The following is a 17,204-nucleotide window of genomic DNA, read 5'->3' on the forward strand; positions in this document are numbered from 1 at the left end:
TATTTACGCCCGTCAAGCTGAACATTGTGTTTAGCGCTATCAGCCATTTTTTACCTAAAGGTCATTTCGATTACCGTTGATGGTCTTCAGTTAAAAAATAGCACTCAAATTAACATAAAGGATTTTGGTTATGAGAAGACTTCCCATTTTTTTCGTTCTCGATTGTTCTGAATCGATGATTGGAGAAAATCTGAAAAAGCTCAATGATGGTCTACAAATGATCATTGGCGATCTAAGACGAGATCCCCACGCGTTAGAAACCGTTTATATCTCTGTGATTGCTTTTGCTGGCATCGCTAAAACTATTGCGCCATTAGTTGAAGTTGTTTCATTTTATCCGCCGAGATTACCGATTGGCGGCGGCACCTCCCTTGGCGGAGCGCTTAATGAACTGTCCTACCAAATCGATCGCAATGTGATAAAAACCACCGCCGAACGCAAAGGGGACTGGAAGCCTATCGTTTATTTGCTGACAGATGGCCGCCCTACCGATAATTACACCGATGCGATTAAACGTTGGAAAGAGCAGCACGCGAAAAAAGCTAACCTGATTGCCATTGGGCTTGGTCAGTCGGCAGACCTCAACATATTGAGGCAGCTAACCGATAACGTATTGCTGTTTGAAGATACTCAAGAGGGTGACTTTACTAAGTTTGTAAAATGGATAACGGCTTCCGTCGTCGCCCATAGCCGCAGCGTGGGTGAAGAGCCGCCTCCACTACTGTCTAAAACCGATGAAATCGTGCGTTTAGCCAAAGATGAAGTCGCACGCGCTTATGATGATTCGTGCGTTACGTTGGTTGGTCGCTGTAATAAAACAGAACGGCCCTATCTGATCAAATATGAGCGCCCTAACGTGAATACTTCATCGCTTAATTTTAAGCTGAATCTTAATCGTTTTAACTTAACCGGCTGCTTCCCTATTGATGAAGAGTATTTCTCGTGGAGTGATAACTCTGTATCAGCCCTACAAGTTAACACCTCTGAATTGGAAGGGGTTCCAGGTTGCCCACACTGTGGCAACTCAACGGCGTTTGCCGTTTGTGGCTGTGGAAAGTTAATCTGCGTTAATGGCCCGGAAGTCGTCAATTGTCCGTGGTGTAAACAGACCATCAAGTTTAACGATCACGGCAGCGACCATGACTTTGACGTAAACAGAGGGAAAGGCTAAATGACAAATAATACGCGAGCACTGCTGACCGCCGGACTAAGCAATGTAACGCCACGTTTATCTGAACTCGAACTCAGCCATCTCGAGAAACAAGCTGAGATTCAGCATATTCTCAGCCGCTTCAGCCAGGAGCTTAATGAAAAAGTTCAGCAGCTCAATGCGGCGCTCCCGCTGTTTACAAATACGCAGGAGAAAGCAGAACCCGCACCTGAAACCATTTTAGCGGATGAAATCACACCAGCGGCAACAGAGAGTGAGATCGCTGCCGTTCATAACGATCTCGCCGCACCCGCTCAAAATGATAACGCAACCCCGCTGAGACCGGGTCAGGTTCCAGATCGATCTGCGGCTCCGGCCATTGCACCTAAAGAGTCATCAATGCCAAAAGTTAATTTTGCCTTCGCCAATGCGAAAGTGGGCAGCGCCTATCTATCCAGAGTTGATGCCACCAGCCACTACGGTGAGGCAGTGACCATTCAGGAAATTAAGTTCAGCCATGATATTGGTATTGGCTTTAATCCTGAAACTCAGGAGTTATACGGTACACCAACCCTCGATGGTGATTATCAACTGTTTATCAAATGGACGACCGATGGAAAATCATCGCACTTCTCAGAAGCATTAATGATCGTTAATCCCGATCCGCGCAGCCTGTGGAAAATTATCGAGCCACCGGCAGACGATAAGTATTTTAAGCCCAACACTGATAATCAAATGATTAATCAGAGCGGTGTTAACATCGCCGCCGCCAGCCGCCGCGGGCGTTCTCATGAACACATTGGCTCGTTCAGAGACGATGACTTTTTTATCTCCCACGATAGCGAAACGGGCTGGAGCATTATGATCGTCGCCGATGGTGCCGGCAGCGCCCAAAACTCCCGGCGTGGTTCAGAGCTGGCCTCCGAGACGGCAGGTAGCTACCTGAGTAAGCAAATGCAGGGAGAGTCAGGCCAAAAATTAAAATCCCTGATTCAAGACTGGCAACCCGAATCACAAAAACAGATCGGTCCCCTATTCTCAGAGTTATACAAGAATGCGGCAAAATTAGCGGTTAATGCGATCGAAAGCGAAGCGATCGATATGGCACAAACCACCAAATCTTACTCTACGACGCTGTTGGCGACCGTATCTATTCGTATCAACGATGAACTGTTTGCTGCGGCATTCTGGATGGGCGACGGCGCTATTGCTGCCTACGGCCCAGTTGGAAAAGTGCGTTTATTGGGGATGCCGGACAGCGGTGAATACGCTGGCCAAACTCGTTTTCTGGATAATGATGCGATTAATGACAGTAGTTTTAATAACCGTATCATGATTGGGAAATGGACCGAAATTACCCACCTGATCCTGATGACGGATGGCGTATCTGACCCCTATTTTGAAACGGATAACGGGCTGACTTCCAGCGATAAATGGGATCTTCTGGTTAATGAAATTCTACCTTGCCTTCAATCTGACGAAACCGCAGAGAAACTGACAGAATGGTTAAACTTCTTCTCGCCGGGTAATCATGACGACCGCACCATCGCTATTAGCTGGTAATGCAGAAAGGATAAGTTTACATGGCAAATATCATCACTTGTAAAACGGTAGACGGTAAGACCGTACAGTATGTAGACGACATCATTGGTTCCGGTGCCATGAAAGATGTCTATTTTTCACCCGATAAATCCTATGTGGTGGCTTTCTACAAAAACCCGCAAGATGCACAGGCCGTCGATCGTATTCAGATGATCACCGGCAGGTTTAAGCAAAGCATCTTTGAACAAGTCGGCGGTGAATACTGGAAAGATTTATTCTGCTGGCCAACCGATATGATTGAGCATAATGGCAAACTGGGGATTGTCGTACCAACTTATCAAAACCATTTCTTTTTCAAATATGGTTCGAAAAATGACGATTTTCTCGCCATTAAAGGAAGAGAAAAAGAGGGAAAATGGTTCGCCAGCGCCAACAACCAGAATAAATTCCTCGATCCTCGGGAGCGTGGTAACACACTGAATTATTTGAAGGTCTGTATTTTATTGTCACGGGCAGTTCGCAGAATGCATGCAGCCGGGCTGTGCCACAGTGACCTGAGCTACAAAAACGTGCTAATTGACCCGGAACAGGGACATGCCTGCGTCATCGATATTGATGGTTTGGTAGTACCCGGTAAATATCCACCTGACGTTGTGGGTACACCTGACTTTATTGCGCCGGAAGTGGTGAAAACCAGCCATTTACCAAAAGAAGATAAAAACCGTTTCCTGCCCAGCATTTTGACTGACCGTCATGCCTTGTCGGTACTGATCTATATGTATCTGTTTTATCGACACCCGCTGCGCGGCGGCAAGATTCATGATATTGATGATGAACTGCGTGATGAATCCCTTTCTATGGGGGAAAAAGCGCTGTTTATTGAAAACCCAACCGACCACAGCAATGCGGTAAAACTGAATCAGGTTAAAGCGTCTTCTCTGCCATGGGCCGATACCAATAAACTGCCTTACACCCTAATGGGCCCTTATCTGTCTGTGTTGTTTGAAAAGGCATTCATTACCGGCCTGCATGAGCCGTCGAAAAGACCAACTGCAGATGAATGGGAAGCCGCACTGGTCAAAACGGTCGACCTGATTCAACCCTGTCAAAATCTGGCCTGCGAACAGAAATGGTATGTTTTCTCCGGAAAGACTCAACCGTCTTGCCCGTATTGCGGAACGGCATACAAAGGTAAGTTGCCTATCCTCAATCTGTATTCATCACGTAAAGAAGGATCGTTTCGCCCAGACGATCATCGCCTGATGGTATGGACCGGGCAGTCGATTTACCAGTGGCACGTTAACCGTCTGATTGCCCCGAATGAACGTACTACCGCAGAACAGAAAAAACGCGTTGGTTACTTTCAGTTCCATAACAATCAATGGTGGCTGGTGAATGAAGGGATTAAGGCGCTATTAGTTCTGCCGGACAAACGCCAAATTGCTATTGGCGATAAGCTGGAACTCATCGATGGGCTTCAGTTTGTTCTGTCAACGGAAGAAGGTGGCAGACTAGTGGTGGTCCAAATGGTCGATAACTAATTTATCTGCTCGTTAAGCATAAAAAAGCCGCGAATATTTTCACGGCTTTTTCTATTAAACAGTAATCAACAAATGATTAAATGTTTACACCGTACTGAATAGCTAAGGCCGCCAGACCACCGGCAAAACCCTGACCGATTGCCTTGAACTTCCACTCTGCACCGTGCTTATACAGTTCACCAAAGATCATGGCAGTTTCAGTTGAGGCATCTTCACTCAGATCAAAACGTGCAATTTCTTGACTATTATCGTTATTCACGACGCGCATATAAGCGGAGCTAACCATACCAAAGTTTTGCTTCAGTTTTTCAGCTTCGTGAATGGTTACTGCGAAAATCAGCTTCTTCACATCTTCCGGAACTTTATCCATTGTGATCAGCACTTTCTCATCATCACCATCGCCTTCACCCGTACGGTTATCACCCTGATGAACCACTGAACCACATGGGCTGGTTTTGTTATTAAAGAAAATGAATCCAGAATCGCTAATCACTTTACCTGCTTCGTTAACCATGAAGACAGATGCATCCAGATCGAAGTCTGCACCATCAGTAACGCGAGTATCCCAACCTAAGCCAATCATTGCTTTAGTCATTGTAGGTGCTTCTTTAGTTAAAGAAACATTACCGCCTTTGCTTAATGATACTGCCATAGTATTAATTCCTATTAATTGAGTAAGATGTTACAAAAACGGGCACTCTCAGGTACCCATTATTTTTTATTAACCTACATGGATACCGTATTGGGTAGCCATTGCTGCCAGACCGCCAGCATAACCCTGACCTACCGCTCTGAACTTAAATTCGCCGTTATGGCGATACAGCTCACCGAACACCATCGCGGTTTCCGTTGACGCATCTTCGCTCAGGTCATAACGCGCAATTTCGATATTGGTCAGTTCGTTAACAACGCGGATAAATGCATTAGCTACCTGACCAAAATTTTGGCGGCGAACATCTGCATCATGAATGGTTACGGTAAACACCACTTTTTCTACATCAGCAGGGATGCTTGCCAAATTAATTTTCAATGATTCATCGTCGCCATCGCCATCACCTGTACGGTTGTCGCCAGTATGTTCAACAGAACCACATTGAGATTTCAGGTTGTTATAGAAAATAAAATCATTATCACCGCGAACTTTACCGCTCGCAGATAGCAAAAACGCAGAAGCATCCAGGTCAAAATCTGCGCCATCAGTCGAACGGTCATCCCATCCTAAACCAATGAGTACGCGAGTCATTTGTGGATCGGCTTTACTTAAGGATACGTTTCCGCCTTTTGATAAACTAACACCCATTACTTACTCCTTTAATAATTTAGCGTTTGTAAATTAAGATACTGACTCTGAATCGTTTTCTTCTTTTCCAGGCCAAATCAGACTCGCCAATACGCCAAGTACTAACATTCCCAGAACGATAAACAGGCTAGTTGTTGGGTCAATAGTGTAACCATGTCCAAATAAGTGCGCGGTGGCATTTAACGCCAGTTTTGCCGCAATAAAGAACAGCAGTGCAATAATCGCTTTTTCTAAATGCACCAGATATTGCTTCATCGCCTCAAGAACGAAATACAGGGTACGCAAGCCTAAAATCGCAAACATCATTGCACTATAGACAATCAGAGGTTCCCGGCTAACGGCAATAACAGCAGGTACTGAATCGAACGCAAACATCACATCGCTTAATTCAATAACAGCTACGCATAAAAACAGCGGTGTCGCGTAAAACATGCCTTTGCCAATTTTACCCACTAAATCCGAGTTTTCTGGCTTAGCCAATTCGGTATCAAGCTCTTGCTTATTAAGTAAAAAACGATTACCGGACAGCTTCGGATAAGAGGGAAACAGTTTTTTTGCAAAACGATAGGCGAAGTGCGATGAATAATCTTCAATTTCATCATCATCACCGCCACTGCGTAACATCATCACAGCAGTAAAGGCAACGATGGCGGCAAACAGTAATTCAACCCAAGGGCCCAGCACCAGCAAACCGGTACCGATAACCACAAAAATAGCCCTGAAAACGATCGCCCCGATGATCCCCCAATACAACAGGCGGTGGCGATAAATATCAGGTACGGCAAACCATGAAAAGATGGCCATCATGACAAACAAGTTATCAACGGAGAGCGCCTTTTCTAACACATATCCTGTGATATAGAGGCTAGCCACACTTTCGCCGTGATGAACATATAAATAACCACCAAATACCAATGCCGTTGCAACCCAAAAAATTGACCACAGTACAGCACCCTTCAGGCTGATTACTGTGTCTTTGCGGTGTGCATATAAATCAATAATGATTGCGGCCAGAGCAATACCAATAAAGACCAGAACTGTCTCAATAGGGAACCCTAGTGAAGTTGTTTCCATTCTAATTACTTACCTTCCAATTTAAGGATTACAGACCAAAATCTTGTGGATCTAGGTTCAATTCTTTTGCCATTTGTCGAACGACTTTCTGTTCAGACTCGTCGAAATTACCATCACTGGCACCAACAGCAATACACACTCTTATCATCAAACGAGCTGCATCAACGTTAGTACGCAACTTACCTACCGTTTTTAACGCTTCAGCTTCACCAATAGAGTGGTCAAACTCAAAGCTGGAAACGGTTTTATTGAAAAAGGCAATAACATCAGCCATATCAAAAACCTTTAATTCTTCAGAGTTTTTGATAAAGGTTGCCATTTTCTGTTTTTCTTCACTACTTACAGAACCATCAGCGGCAGCAACTAAAGCACAACCTGCTACGGTTGCTTCCATAAAAGTGCGGTTTTTAAATTTACCGATCTCTTTAGTCAGCGTATCTTTACCCGCCAGAATGGCTGATTTCAATTTTTCTAACATGTTTTTGTCTCCATCATTTTGAACCCGCAGTCCAGCTAAAGCCCCACCGAAAGGCATTATCCATATCCTTATGTCCGCTGAAATATTGGTTAATACGCTCAATGTTAATAGACCCGTTATGATTAGTAAGACGGGCTATCGCACACATACCATTTCTATTCTGACCTTCCGTTAATCGTGTTTCGATCGGCCCCTGACCGGGCATATGAATGGTAACAACACCATCCGTTTGAGCCCAGTTAGGTACCCCTTTATAAATAAAGGCAAACACCAGAACTTCATCTATATTTTTCCATTGGGAACCGTTGATATGCAGCCATTCACCCTCAGTGACGGCCCCCGTCCGATCGTCCCCTTGTAATTCTGCATAAGGCTCGGAATCAAAATACCCGAAGGTATTCCCCAATGCCTGTATAACCCATTTCTCGCCATCTTTTAGGCGAACAAATGCACCTAAATCTAAATCAATCGACTTATTTGCACTTAACAGATTATTCAAAAAGCCCTTGCTTTCGGCTTTCTGATTCCAGTTCAAATTCACCCGAATCAGCCCAAAATCATCTTTCTTAGTGAGATTAACCCGAGGACTTTCTTTCGTTAATGAGATTTTACTTAAGTTTACAGTCGACTGCCCAGAAGATGCTCCAGAAGAAGACGCCGGTGCAGGTGATGAAGGTGCAACGGGTGCTTCATCACCGTTAACTTCAATACCAAAATGTTCTGCCAACGGTTTTAAACCACCGTTAAACCCCTGATCGATAAAGCGGAACTTCCATTCATCATTACGGCGATATAACTCGCCTAGAATTAGCGCCGCTTCCGCACGACTAGACATACCTACATTAGCGACAATAATCACTTCATTATCGCATTCGACCTGAATAGCCAGCTTACTCAATGCTTGGATGGTGTCATGATTATCGCAAGTAAGGGCAAATGTGATTTTCTTAACCGACGCTTTAACCTTGGGTAAATTCACTTCAAAAACGGAAGTGAGCCCTTCCTCTAACAGACTCACACTGCCATCATCATTAGTCTTCTGACCATAAAAGACCATATCCGCATCACCAGATACTTTATCATTGTCATACAAGCGATAGGCAGAAACGTCCGCGGCTTTACCCGCGATAATTTTGACTTTTAAAATCGATGATGGGACGGAGGTATTACCTCCTGCTATTAATTCTTTCACTGAGAAAGCTCCCGTTTAATTTGTGGAATCATATCCTTCACTGTCCGGCCATTAATCGCAACACCGTGCGCTTTAAACGTCCAATCACCATGATTACGGCTAAGAGAAGCAATAAATACTCCAGTGTGGCTACCCTGTTCCGTCAGGTTATAACGAGCCAATTCTTTCCTGTTGGAATCCAACACCCGGCAGAAAGCATTGGCGACTTGGTTGAAAGTCTGACCTCTGAAACTGTTAACGGTAAAGGCTAGGGTACTCACATTAGCCGGGAGCTGTGTCAGGTTCACGGTGATGACTTCATCGTCACCATCTCCTTCACCGGTCAGATTATCACCATGATGAACCACCGATCGACATTTAGACTGAAGCCGCATAAACCAGACATTCTCAATGAGCTGGTTATTCGCATCCAGTAAAATACAGGACGCATCTAAATCAATACTACTATCTCCCCCCATCAGCTTACCAAAGAAACCTCCAGAGCCTGATGATACGGGATCCCAACCTAATCCGATGTCAACTTTCGATAACGCAGAAGACATTTTCGTTAGCGATACTGACTGACGTTTAGTTAACGAAACTTTACCCGAGGGTTCGGCAACCGGTGAGGTAACCGGTGTTTGTGTTGGAACAGCTGTCGGGGCCGCTGTTGCAGGTTCATCATCCGCCACTTCAATGCCAAAATGTTCAGCCAATGGCTTCAAACCACCATTAAATCCTTGAGCAATAAACCGGAATTTCCACTCATCATTACGGCGGTACAGCTCACCTAAAATAAGTGCTGCTTCACTACGTCCAGCCAGCTCTGAATTGGCAGTAATTAAGCACTCACCTGCACATTCAACCTGAACACCCAGTTTCCCTAACGATTGAATTGTCTCGTTTTTATCACAGGTCAGAGCAAAAGCAACTTTTTTAACCTCTGCATGCATTTTGGTCAGGTTAACCTCAAAAACGGAGGTCAACCCCTCTTCAATCAGGTTGATGCTAAGGTCATCATTGGTTTTCTGACCGTAAAACACCATATCGGAATCGCCAGATACTTTATCGTTATCATATAAGCTATAGGCAGAAATATCGGCAGCTTTACCAGAGATTATTTTGATTCTTAAAGTGGAGGATGGAACCGAAGTATTGCCTCCTGCGATGAGTTCTTTCACTAAGTAACGCTCCAATGTTATTGAATCAGCTATAGCCAACTGACTATCACAATGTTGAATAGTATAACTTACTGTTTCATATCAATTAAAAAATATAGTTCAAATATATACCGTTTCTGATACAGCAACGTTCAGCCTAATACTTTTTCCGTTTTACGATAATATTAAAAATATGACTGTTGGTAAGAAAATTAGCATCAAAGAGGTATAATATTACGTTATCTTGTTAGAATTCACCCCAAGAAATATTAATATTAATCTCACCCGCTCATCATGTTACTAGCCTAATCTATCTCATTTATGAAAGCGAGTAGGTTTTTGTCGGACTATCAGCCAGAAAATAACTGACTTGTCGAATAATTTCATCATAAACTAATCAGCCTATTAAACCCCCGCCCCAAAAGAAACATAACCCAATAAAACAAAAGAAAATTTCACTATTAAAGATTCATTCTTTTGTAAAAAAATGAAATGTAATCTATACAAAATGACGCTTTGGTTAAGATATAATTTTACTGATTAGTGCTAAAAATCTTTGACTGACAAAATGATGATAAATTCACTCCAATGTATAAAAATACTCTTTTCAATGAAAATTGCCCACGAACTAAAAGTTTTATCTATCAATATCGCAATATAATGTAATATACCCACGGTTTTTATCTAAAAATGCAATAATACAAATTCAGATCAATGTGATTAAGGAAACGTCTCATGTTGCTATTTACCGAAGGATTATCGTCACAAAGAGAAATCATTGCTGAGATAAAAGCCCTTTTTCCATCTCTGTTCGTTGTGTCCACGCACTCCCAAGAGCGCCCCGAAATTCATGCGTTTTCTGACCGCACAGAAGCAGAGCCTAAAAGTGCCGATCTCCGTCTGGCCTTTTTACGTGATGTTATCGACAAATATGGCATAAAGCTGATTCATGCAGGCAAGCATACCTTATGGTATGAAGCACATCGTAATATCATTGAATCTCTGGGTGTCTCGTTGGTAACGGGCGTTTCTGATGCAGAGATGTTTAACGTTGCTGACAGCAAAATTCGCTTTGCTCAGTTGATGAAGCAACACCAACTTCCGGTTGTGCCTTCAATAGAAATTACCGATGTGGATCAGTTAGAAGCTGAACTTAAATCCCGTCCTTTTGGTAACGATGTTCTGTATTGCGTTAAACCTGTCAAAGGCATTTACGGTATGGGCTTCTGGAAACTTTCAGATGAGACTCCCGCAGCACGATGCTTTTACGACACAGACTCACGCATGGTAAATACCTGCATCTTCTTGCATGCCATGAAACAAACCAATGACTTTAAACCGTTGGTATTAATGCCCTATTTAGATGGCCCTGAACGCTCAGTTGATATGGTTGTCAGGCAAGGCGTCACCGTTAAAGCCGTTGCTCGGGTTAAAAATGGATCTTATCAAACGTTTGAAGAATCAGGGGCAGCGATTGACTTAGCTATCACTTGCGCCTCGGTACTCAAAGCTGACGGTATTGTTAATGTCCAAACCCGTAATGCACCCGATGGAAGCCCGGTTTTATTGGAGATGAATCCCCGTCCATCAGGCGGTATTGGCTACTTAGGCCATTCAGGTATCAGCCTGCCTGCACTGTTTGTCCAAACCTATCTTGATATTAAACCAACAGTGAGTGCCACAAACCCTCTCCTGCCCAATATCAAAGTTCGCCCTTTAACGCAGGCCATTATTGTTTAATGACAGGAATGGTTTTCTCTTCATATCATCAGGGAATCGAATGTTAACAATTGAGTTATCAACCGGTATCATTTCAGTCCGTTCTGACCAATCCACAGACTTTAGTGCTCTGTTTGAAATGGCAGAAAGAAGCAATCCTAAACGTTCTTTTCTGTTTGTCAGTAAGGTGCTGGGAAAACATATCCCGGTAACTCCGTCAGCAATGAAGGCTAGTCATCATGCCTTAGCGGCGAAAATCCCTACGGACTTGCCACAACCCATACTCTTTATCGGCATGGCTGAAACTGCCGTGGGGTTAGCCGCGGGCGTACATCGGGAATATACGCGGTCTGGGAGTCAGGCCTGTCTGGTCACCTCTACGCGCCATCCGGTCGACGGCGAATTGTTTTGTGAATTCAAAGAGAATCACAGCCATGCTACCGACCATCTGATTTATCTTCCTGAAGACCCACAGCTCCGTGAGATGTTTTTGAATGCTCGTTCGTTGATTCTCGTTGATGATGAAGCCACTACCGGTAATACCTTCGGTAATCTTTACCAATCATTATTGACCGCAGGCCTGTCAAACCTGTCGCAAATCATTACAGTAACGCTAACCAACTGGAGTGATGGTGCATTAGCTAAACGGTTAGATATCCCAGTAAATGAAGTCAGCCTGATATCTGGCGCTTGGTCATGGCAGCCTAAAGAAGATGCTCCCATCCCGGTGATGCCATCAGTTAATGTAACGGCCCGTGGGTTAGCCCCAATGGCCGTTCAACAAAACTGGGGGCGATTAGGCTGCAACCAGCATAGATTAACGCTCAAGCAGGATGGCTCTTCGTATATTGGGAAAAAAGTACTGGTTTTAGGTACCGGTGAATTTATGTGGCAACCATTTCTGTTAGGCGAACAGTTGGAAGCTGCCGGCGCTGAGGTATATCTCAGCTCTACCACACGCTCACCGATTGCTATTGGTATGGCGATCAAATGCGGCGTTGCCTTCTCCGATAACTACGGGCTGGGTATTGCGAATTATATGTATAACATTGTTCCTGATGAGTACCAGCACATCTTGCTGTGTAGCGAAACGCCTGCATCATTTATTGACCCTGAACTGCTGGCCTATCTCAGTCGTGGTAAAGCAACGCTGGAGGTTATTGTCCATGATTAACACCTCACAACCTATCGCCCTGATTGATTTGGATGACACCATTTTTCAAACCAAGCGCAAAATGCTGAATGAGCTAAATATTGAGCCAAAACACGTAGGGGCTCTAGACAGGGAATATCAGCCCCGTAGTTTTATGTCGGAAAAACAGTTCAATTTGATAAGTTGGCTCTTAAGCACCTCAGAAACCATTCCCGTCACAGCCAGAGGTACCGAAGAACTATCAAGAGTCCAAGTACCGTTTACCAGTTGGGCGATTACCACACACGGCGCGGTGCTCCTTGATAAAGGCAAACAGCCAGATGAAGAGTGGAAAAACATTGTACTTAACAGACTGCAACCGCTCTCTCCACTGATCGTTCAACTTCGCGATGCCTGTGAGCAACTGTTAAACAAAATGCACGTTAACGGTTGGGCCAGAATCAACTATGAGTACGATCAACAGCCCATCTATTTTGTGATGAAACACACTGATAGCACCAAAACGGAAGAAATTTATCGGGTCGCCGATCGATTATTCAAAGAACAGGATTGCTCTGAGTTTTATCTGCACCGTAATGGCAATAATGTTGCCTTTTTGCCGCACTGTATTGATAAAGGTGAGGCGGTAAAACACCTGCTCGGTAGGTTACTGGCCGAGGCGCCAGATCGCCCAGTATTAGGCTTGGGTGATAGCACCAGCGACCATCGTTTTCTGCATTTATGTGACTGGTTTGGCATGCCTAAAAATAGTCAGTTATCACAATTTCTATCATCTTTAATTACGTAAATTGGAGTTAACGTGACATTACGCGGATTTTCCGGATCTTATCCCACCGAATGGATAAATTTTCTCTTAAACACCGTCGTTACTGAGTTGACGTCAGTAGAAGAAAAAGAGCGATTGATTCAAAGCGGAGAGAAACACTATTCAGATATGCTCAGTGAAGAACCTGAGCCCAGCGCATTTCATCTTGAACTTTACCAAGGCGCGCTAGAGGCGGGAAGTTATCGGCTGGCCACTGAAGTGATGACATTAGCCAAAGCGCTGGTCAAAAACCTGCCAAACCAGGAGATTGTATTAGTTAGCCTGGTCAGAGCCGGTGTTCCTCTCGGCGTTTTGCTACATCTGGCGCTAAAAAAATTAGGTGTTCGTTCATTTCATTATGGCATCAGCATCATCCGCGATCGGGGTATTGATGACGTAGCCATGACGCAAATAGAACAACAGCATGGTACGCAAGGTATCGTATTTGTCGATGGTTGGACCGGTAAAGGTGCCATTACCCAAGAGCTACATCGCTCACTATCCATGCGCTCAGGCTATCCAGAACGCAACCGCTTAGTGGTGCTGGCAGATGTTTGTGGTAGCGCATGGTTAAGTGCATCTACTGATGATTGGCTGATTCCCTTTGGCATTCTGGGAGCCCCTATCTCCGGGCTGATATCGCGTTCAATTTGGTCAAGTGATGACTATCATGGCAGCGTCCTGTGTAATCATTTAACAAAATTTGACTGCAGTGTTTCTTTTATTAATACCGTAACGCAAAAATGGAATGATATTGATATCACTGCGATTAAAGCAGCGATATGTGACGATCCCGCAGTTTATCCCCTACTAAAGATGAGCCAGCATACCGTTACTTCACTGGCTAACAAGTATGAAATCAGAAATCTTAATCGTATAAAGCCGGGTATTGCGGAAGCGACGCGCGCCGTATTGAGACGGCTCCCCGACCATGTTTTAGTGCGTTCTAAAACCGATAGTGATGTTTCTCTCCTCATGTATCTGACCGAAAAATTATCCATCCCCGTACAGGAAGTCGGAGATGCTATCGCCCCTTATCGAGCTATTACCATTATTAAAAAAGTAGGTAAAGAATGATTACTCCCTATGATTTAGGTGCAACATTGTATATGCCCGCCACCAGAAACGACCTGTTTCAGGTGATCGCGCAAAATAAGTACCCCAATTTAAAGTCATTGGTTATCTGTCTTGAAGATGCGGTTATTGAGAAAGAGATTAAGCTGGGAATTGAAAACCTCAGCCAATTGTTGGCCAACATCGCAGATCTCACTCTGAAAGATGCCCCGCTGATATTTATCCGCCCGCGTAATATTTCTATGGCTAATATGCTGATAGCTGGGCTGGATCTCAGCAAAATTACTGGATTCGTTCTGCCTAAATTCGAACTTGAACAGGTTGATGAATGGAGTAAAACATTATCCAGTACACATCTTTTCGCTATGCCAACGCTGGAAACAGCAGACTGCTTTGATGCCACCAAGATGAATATTCTGGCGACCACCATGCGTAACGATGGCTATTTTTCCAAGAAAACCATTGTGTTACGGATTGGTGGTAATGACTTGATGCATGTCTTGGGCATTCGTCGCAATCGTTCCAGAACGTTGTACGATGGCCCACTAGGCTATGTGATCAAAATGATTGTCTGTATATTTGGCGCTCAAGGGTTTTATATGACGGCTCCAGTATGTGAAATTATCGATTCCCCAACGGTGCTGCTGGCCGAATTGGAAATTGATAATGAGCATGGACTGGTTGGAAAAACCGCTATTCATCCCAAGCAAATAGAGCATATCAATAATACGTTTAAGGTTGAGATCACTGATTACCTTGATGCTCTAAAAATCCTCAATAGTAACAGTGCCGTTTTCCAGTCCAACGGTGCTATGTGTGAACCAGCCACTCACCATATGTGGGCGAAAAATATTATTGCTCGTTCTCAATCTTATGGTTTTACGGATGAAGTCCCACATTCTCTATATGAACAACATTTAGCAGAAAAAATTATGTGATCTTCTGATAGAATTTTTACCATTATTATCACTGATTCACTGCCCAATAAGGGACGGATCATTTAAACATTTGGATGTTAAACGTTGAGCATCAAGATTAAACCGGAATTATACAAACTGTCGATGGCTAACCCCCTGCACTGGATTGCTACGGGTTTTGGCTCTGGCCTGTCTCCAAAAGCACCTGGCACTTTTGGTTCTCTGGCAGCAATCCCCTTCTTTTATTTGCTGCAGATGTTACCAATGCAGGCCTATTTGGTGATGCTAGTGCTCACCTTTGCTCTTGGCGTCTGGGCTTGCCAGTCTGCAACGGACGCCATCGGGATGGACGATCATGGTGCCATTGTCTGGGACGAGTTTGTTGGTATGTGGATCACCTGTATTGCGCTACCCCAAGGATTTATCTGGATGATCGCAGCGTTTGCTACCTTCCGCTTTTTTGACATACTGAAACCCTGGCCTATCCGCTGGTTTGATAGCCATTGCACCGGGGGCTTTGGCATCATGATTGATGATGTTATTGCGGGGCTCATTGCTTTTGGCGTCATACAGGCAGCATATCATCTGGTGTAACCGCCAATTCAGCACTTGCTTCCTGTTGAATGATGGCCACCTGTAGTTCAATAACGGCCAATACATGAAGCAATTGCTGCTGGTTTAACCCACCAAAGCCAAAAAACAGCAGCGGTGAGGATACCGTTTTCAGCCAGGCCACCTCCGAACCATTCGCCAGCTCTACCAGAGTATCAAAACGAATATTTTCTAGCAGGCAGCGCTCACGCAGTTGTTCGACCTGTTTCACCGTGAGAGGACATACCAATGTGAGGTGCAACCCATTTTCAATACCCAGAATTCGTCCCTGTGGGAAAATGCGCTGTAGCCCCTCTACCAGTATGCGCTGACGATTGGCGTATTCCTGTTCCAACTTACGCAAATAGCTGTAATAACGCTGGTCATGCATGAAATCAGCCAAAAATTGCTGCTGTAACCAATTACTTCCGCTATTACTTAACGCTTTCATATTTTGAACGGATGTCAAAATCGCGTCTGGACACACCATATACCCCATTCGCATACCCGGCCCCAACGTTTTAGAAAAAGTACCGATATAGATCACCCGGTCGTCTTCATCCATGGCTTTCAATGCAGGCAAAGGCGTACTGTTATAGGAAAAAACCGAATCGTAATCATCTTCAATAACATAAGCTCCGGTCTTTTGCGCCCAAGTCAGTAAAGCGCAGCGGCGCTCAAGAGAAAGGGTTCCACCAACCGGGTATTGATGTGAAGGTGTGACATAGCAAAGCTGAGTGGGACGAGAAGGAAGATGCTCAACCTGAATCCCGTGTTCATCGACCGCGACCGTTTCTACTTCAGCCTGATAATAATCAAATAAATGCCACGCCCCGGAATAACAAGGGGACTCGGTGACAACTCTGCAACTTTTGGTATTGAGAATAAAAAGCTGGGTAAGTAAAGCCAGCCCCTCCTGAATCCCATTAATCACAATCACATTTTCTGGCTGGGTTTCAATACCGCGAGTCAGACGCAGAAATCTGGCTAATTCTGTACGTAACGACATCAATCCCTGAGGAGAATGGTAACGAGTTAGCAAATGATGTTTAGAGTTGCTGGCTGAATTATTCCACTTTCGCCAACTTGGCCATGGAAAAGCATGAGGATCGGGAACGCCCAATCGACAATAAAGTTCAGGCGTCGTCGGAGAATAGACATCTTGGCCTACGCTGGCTGGCATGAGCTTAACCGGCTCTCTGGCATTCTCTATGCGCGCAGACTGAGGCGCTTTTTGTATTGCGCTACTGAAAACCACCTCATAGCCAATGCCTGGGCGGCTTTTAACATAACCATTTTGAATCAGCTTGTCATAAGCCATAACGATCGTAATGCGTGCCACATTCAAATTGCGGGACAGCTCGCGAATCGATGGCAACCGATAGCCAACGGGTAATTCTCCCTGCAGCAAAGCCTGGTGTATGGTCTGAAATATCTGTTGCTGTAAAGGAGTACCCGATGATGGGTCCAGATGAATATCCAACATACTAAACCGCCATTTTCATCAAATTAAGATCGAATAAAAGCCA

Annotated in this window: 16 protein-coding genes and 1 pseudogene; 9 read left to right on the top strand and 8 right to left on the bottom strand. The window is 44.4% G+C overall.

The features are described 5' to 3' along the window. Nucleotides 1–130 precede the first annotated feature (130 nt). Genes HYN51_RS12090 through HYN51_RS12100 form a run of 3 tightly spaced genes read left to right on the top strand, consistent with a single transcriptional unit; the run spans nucleotide 131 to nucleotide 4,233 of the window. Nucleotides 131–1,171, top strand: a complete 1,041-nt coding sequence (locus tag HYN51_RS12090) for a TerY-C metal binding domain-containing protein (protein ID WP_108900261.1) — start codon at nucleotides 131–133, stop codon at nucleotides 1,169–1,171. After that, nucleotides 1,172–2,713, top strand: a complete 1,542-nt coding sequence (locus HYN51_RS12095; protein ID WP_230513973.1) for a protein phosphatase 2C domain-containing protein — start codon at nucleotides 1,172–1,174, stop codon at nucleotides 2,711–2,713. Nucleotides 2,714–2,733: 20 nt separating this feature from the next. After that, complete coding sequence (locus tag HYN51_RS12100; RefSeq protein ID WP_108900262.1) at nucleotides 2,734–4,233, top strand: helix-hairpin-helix domain-containing protein; 1,500 nt, start codon at nucleotides 2,734–2,736, stop codon at nucleotides 4,231–4,233. Nucleotides 4,234–4,309: 76 nt separating this feature from the next. On the opposite strand, the gene HYN51_RS12105 is transcribed toward HYN51_RS12100, so the two are convergent. From HYN51_RS12105 to HYN51_RS16635, 7 genes and pseudogenes are all read right to left on the bottom strand, one after another. After that, nucleotides 4,310–4,885: a TerD family protein gene (locus HYN51_RS12105; RefSeq protein WP_108900263.1), complete on the bottom strand. Its 576-nt coding sequence runs from the start codon at nucleotides 4,883–4,885 to the stop codon at nucleotides 4,310–4,312. Between the two features lie 69 nt (nucleotides 4,886–4,954). After that, nucleotides 4,955–5,533 (bottom strand): TerD family protein, encoded by a 579-nt coding sequence (locus HYN51_RS12110; protein ID WP_108900264.1) that lies wholly within the window; start codon nucleotides 5,531–5,533, stop codon nucleotides 4,955–4,957. 33 nt (nucleotides 5,534–5,566) lie between these two features. Then, the gene (locus tag HYN51_RS12115) at nucleotides 5,567–6,607 is read right to left on the bottom strand and encodes a TerC/Alx family metal homeostasis membrane protein (protein WP_108900265.1); all 1,041 of its coding nucleotides are present in this window, start codon (nucleotides 6,605–6,607) and stop codon (nucleotides 5,567–5,569) included. A 28-nt stretch (nucleotides 6,608–6,635) separates the two neighbouring features. Continuing rightward, nucleotides 6,636–7,085 (bottom strand): tellurite resistance TerB family protein, encoded by a 450-nt coding sequence (locus HYN51_RS12120; protein WP_108902050.1) that lies wholly within the window; start codon nucleotides 7,083–7,085, stop codon nucleotides 6,636–6,638. Between the two features lie 13 nt (nucleotides 7,086–7,098). Continuing rightward, on the bottom strand, nucleotides 7,099–8,277 hold the full coding sequence (locus HYN51_RS12125; protein WP_230513974.1) for a TerD family protein: 1,179 nt from the start codon (nucleotides 8,275–8,277) through the stop codon (nucleotides 7,099–7,101). Then, a complete protein-coding gene (locus HYN51_RS16630) occupies nucleotides 8,274–8,819 on the bottom strand; it encodes a TerD family protein (protein ID WP_157953067.1) in 546 nt (181 codons plus the stop codon). The genes HYN51_RS12125 and HYN51_RS16630 overlap by 4 nt, the downstream gene beginning before the upstream one ends. A gap of 198 nt (nucleotides 8,820–9,017) precedes the next feature. Beyond that, nucleotides 9,018–9,302: pseudogene (locus HYN51_RS16635) on the bottom strand (TerD family protein); the annotation flags it as partial. Between the two features lie 849 nt (nucleotides 9,303–10,151). Between HYN51_RS16635 and HYN51_RS12135 the strand changes: the two are divergent. The 6 genes from HYN51_RS12135 (at nucleotide 10,152) to HYN51_RS12160 (ending at nucleotide 15,678) form a co-directional block, all read left to right on the top strand. Beyond that, nucleotides 10,152–11,156: an ATP-grasp domain-containing protein gene (locus HYN51_RS12135; RefSeq protein ID WP_108900267.1), complete on the top strand. Its 1,005-nt coding sequence runs from the start codon at nucleotides 10,152–10,154 to the stop codon at nucleotides 11,154–11,156. A 40-nt stretch (nucleotides 11,157–11,196) separates the two neighbouring features. After that, nucleotides 11,197–12,309 carry a phosphoribosyltransferase domain-containing protein gene (locus HYN51_RS12140; RefSeq protein WP_108900268.1) on the top strand — a complete coding sequence of 371 codons (1,113 nt, stop codon included), beginning with the start codon at nucleotides 11,197–11,199 and terminating at the stop codon, nucleotides 12,307–12,309. Further along, nucleotides 12,302–13,075: an HAD family hydrolase gene (locus HYN51_RS12145; protein ID WP_108900269.1), complete on the top strand. Its 774-nt coding sequence runs from the start codon at nucleotides 12,302–12,304 to the stop codon at nucleotides 13,073–13,075. The genes HYN51_RS12140 and HYN51_RS12145 overlap by 8 nt, the downstream gene beginning before the upstream one ends. Nucleotides 13,076–13,087: 12 nt before the next feature. Further along, entirely contained in the window at nucleotides 13,088–14,170 is a 1,083-nt protein-coding gene (locus HYN51_RS12150) for a cysteine protease StiP domain-containing protein (protein WP_108900270.1), read from the top strand. Next, nucleotides 14,167–15,105, top strand: coding sequence for an HpcH/HpaI aldolase/citrate lyase family protein (locus HYN51_RS12155; RefSeq protein ID WP_108900271.1), 939 nt, complete (start codon nucleotides 14,167–14,169; stop codon nucleotides 15,103–15,105). The genes HYN51_RS12150 and HYN51_RS12155 overlap by 4 nt, the downstream gene beginning before the upstream one ends. A gap of 123 nt (nucleotides 15,106–15,228) precedes the next feature. Next, nucleotides 15,229–15,678, top strand: coding sequence for a phosphatidylglycerophosphatase A family protein (locus HYN51_RS12160; RefSeq protein ID WP_108900272.1), 450 nt, complete (start codon nucleotides 15,229–15,231; stop codon nucleotides 15,676–15,678). Here the strand turns inward: HYN51_RS12160 and pdxR are convergent. Next, entirely contained in the window at nucleotides 15,650–17,161 is a 1,512-nt protein-coding gene (gene pdxR / locus HYN51_RS12165; protein WP_108900273.1) for a MocR-like pyridoxine biosynthesis transcription factor PdxR, read from the bottom strand. The two genes, HYN51_RS12160 and pdxR, sit on opposite strands and share 29 nt — an antisense overlap. Between the last annotated feature and the right edge of the window lie 43 nt (nucleotides 17,162–17,204).

The organism is Limnobaculum parvum (assembly GCF_003096015.2).
GTDB classification, from domain to species: Bacteria; Pseudomonadota; Gammaproteobacteria; order Enterobacterales; family Enterobacteriaceae; genus Limnobaculum; species Limnobaculum parvum.

What these genes read in the sequence shown, in the direction of transcription:
- HYN51_RS12090 (WP_108900261.1), top strand. Translation starts at nt 131, where the DNA reads ATGAGAAGACTTCCCATTTTTTTCGTTCTCGATTGTTCTGAATCGATG.
- HYN51_RS12095 (WP_230513973.1), top strand. Translation starts at nt 1,172, where the DNA reads ATGACAAATAATACGCGAGCACTGCTGACCGCCGGACTAAGCAATGTA.
- HYN51_RS12100 (WP_108900262.1), top strand. Translation starts at nt 2,734, where the DNA reads ATGGCAAATATCATCACTTGTAAAACGGTAGACGGTAAGACCGTACAG.
- HYN51_RS12105 (WP_108900263.1), bottom strand. Translation starts at nt 4,885, where the DNA reads ATGGCAGTATCATTAAGCAAAGGCGGTAATGTTTCTTTAACTAAAGAA.
- HYN51_RS12110 (WP_108900264.1), bottom strand. Translation starts at nt 5,533, where the DNA reads ATGGGTGTTAGTTTATCAAAAGGCGGAAACGTATCCTTAAGTAAAGCC.
- HYN51_RS12115 (WP_108900265.1), bottom strand. Translation starts at nt 6,607, where the DNA reads ATGGAAACAACTTCACTAGGGTTCCCTATTGAGACAGTTCTGGTCTTT.
- HYN51_RS12120 (WP_108902050.1), bottom strand. Translation starts at nt 7,085, where the DNA reads ATGTTAGAAAAATTGAAATCAGCCATTCTGGCGGGTAAAGATACGCTG.
- HYN51_RS16630 (WP_157953067.1), bottom strand. Translation starts at nt 8,819, where the DNA reads ATGTCTTCTGCGTTATCGAAAGTTGACATCGGATTAGGTTGGGATCCC.
- HYN51_RS12135 (WP_108900267.1), top strand. Translation starts at nt 10,152, where the DNA reads ATGTTGCTATTTACCGAAGGATTATCGTCACAAAGAGAAATCATTGCT.
- HYN51_RS12140 (WP_108900268.1), top strand. Translation starts at nt 11,197, where the DNA reads ATGTTAACAATTGAGTTATCAACCGGTATCATTTCAGTCCGTTCTGAC.
- HYN51_RS12145 (WP_108900269.1), top strand. Translation starts at nt 12,302, where the DNA reads ATGATTAACACCTCACAACCTATCGCCCTGATTGATTTGGATGACACC.
- HYN51_RS12155 (WP_108900271.1), top strand. Translation starts at nt 14,167, where the DNA reads ATGATTACTCCCTATGATTTAGGTGCAACATTGTATATGCCCGCCACC.
- HYN51_RS12160 (WP_108900272.1), top strand. Translation starts at nt 15,229, where the DNA reads ATGGCTAACCCCCTGCACTGGATTGCTACGGGTTTTGGCTCTGGCCTG.
- pdxR (WP_108900273.1), bottom strand. Translation starts at nt 17,161, where the DNA reads ATGTTGGATATTCATCTGGACCCATCATCGGGTACTCCTTTACAGCAA.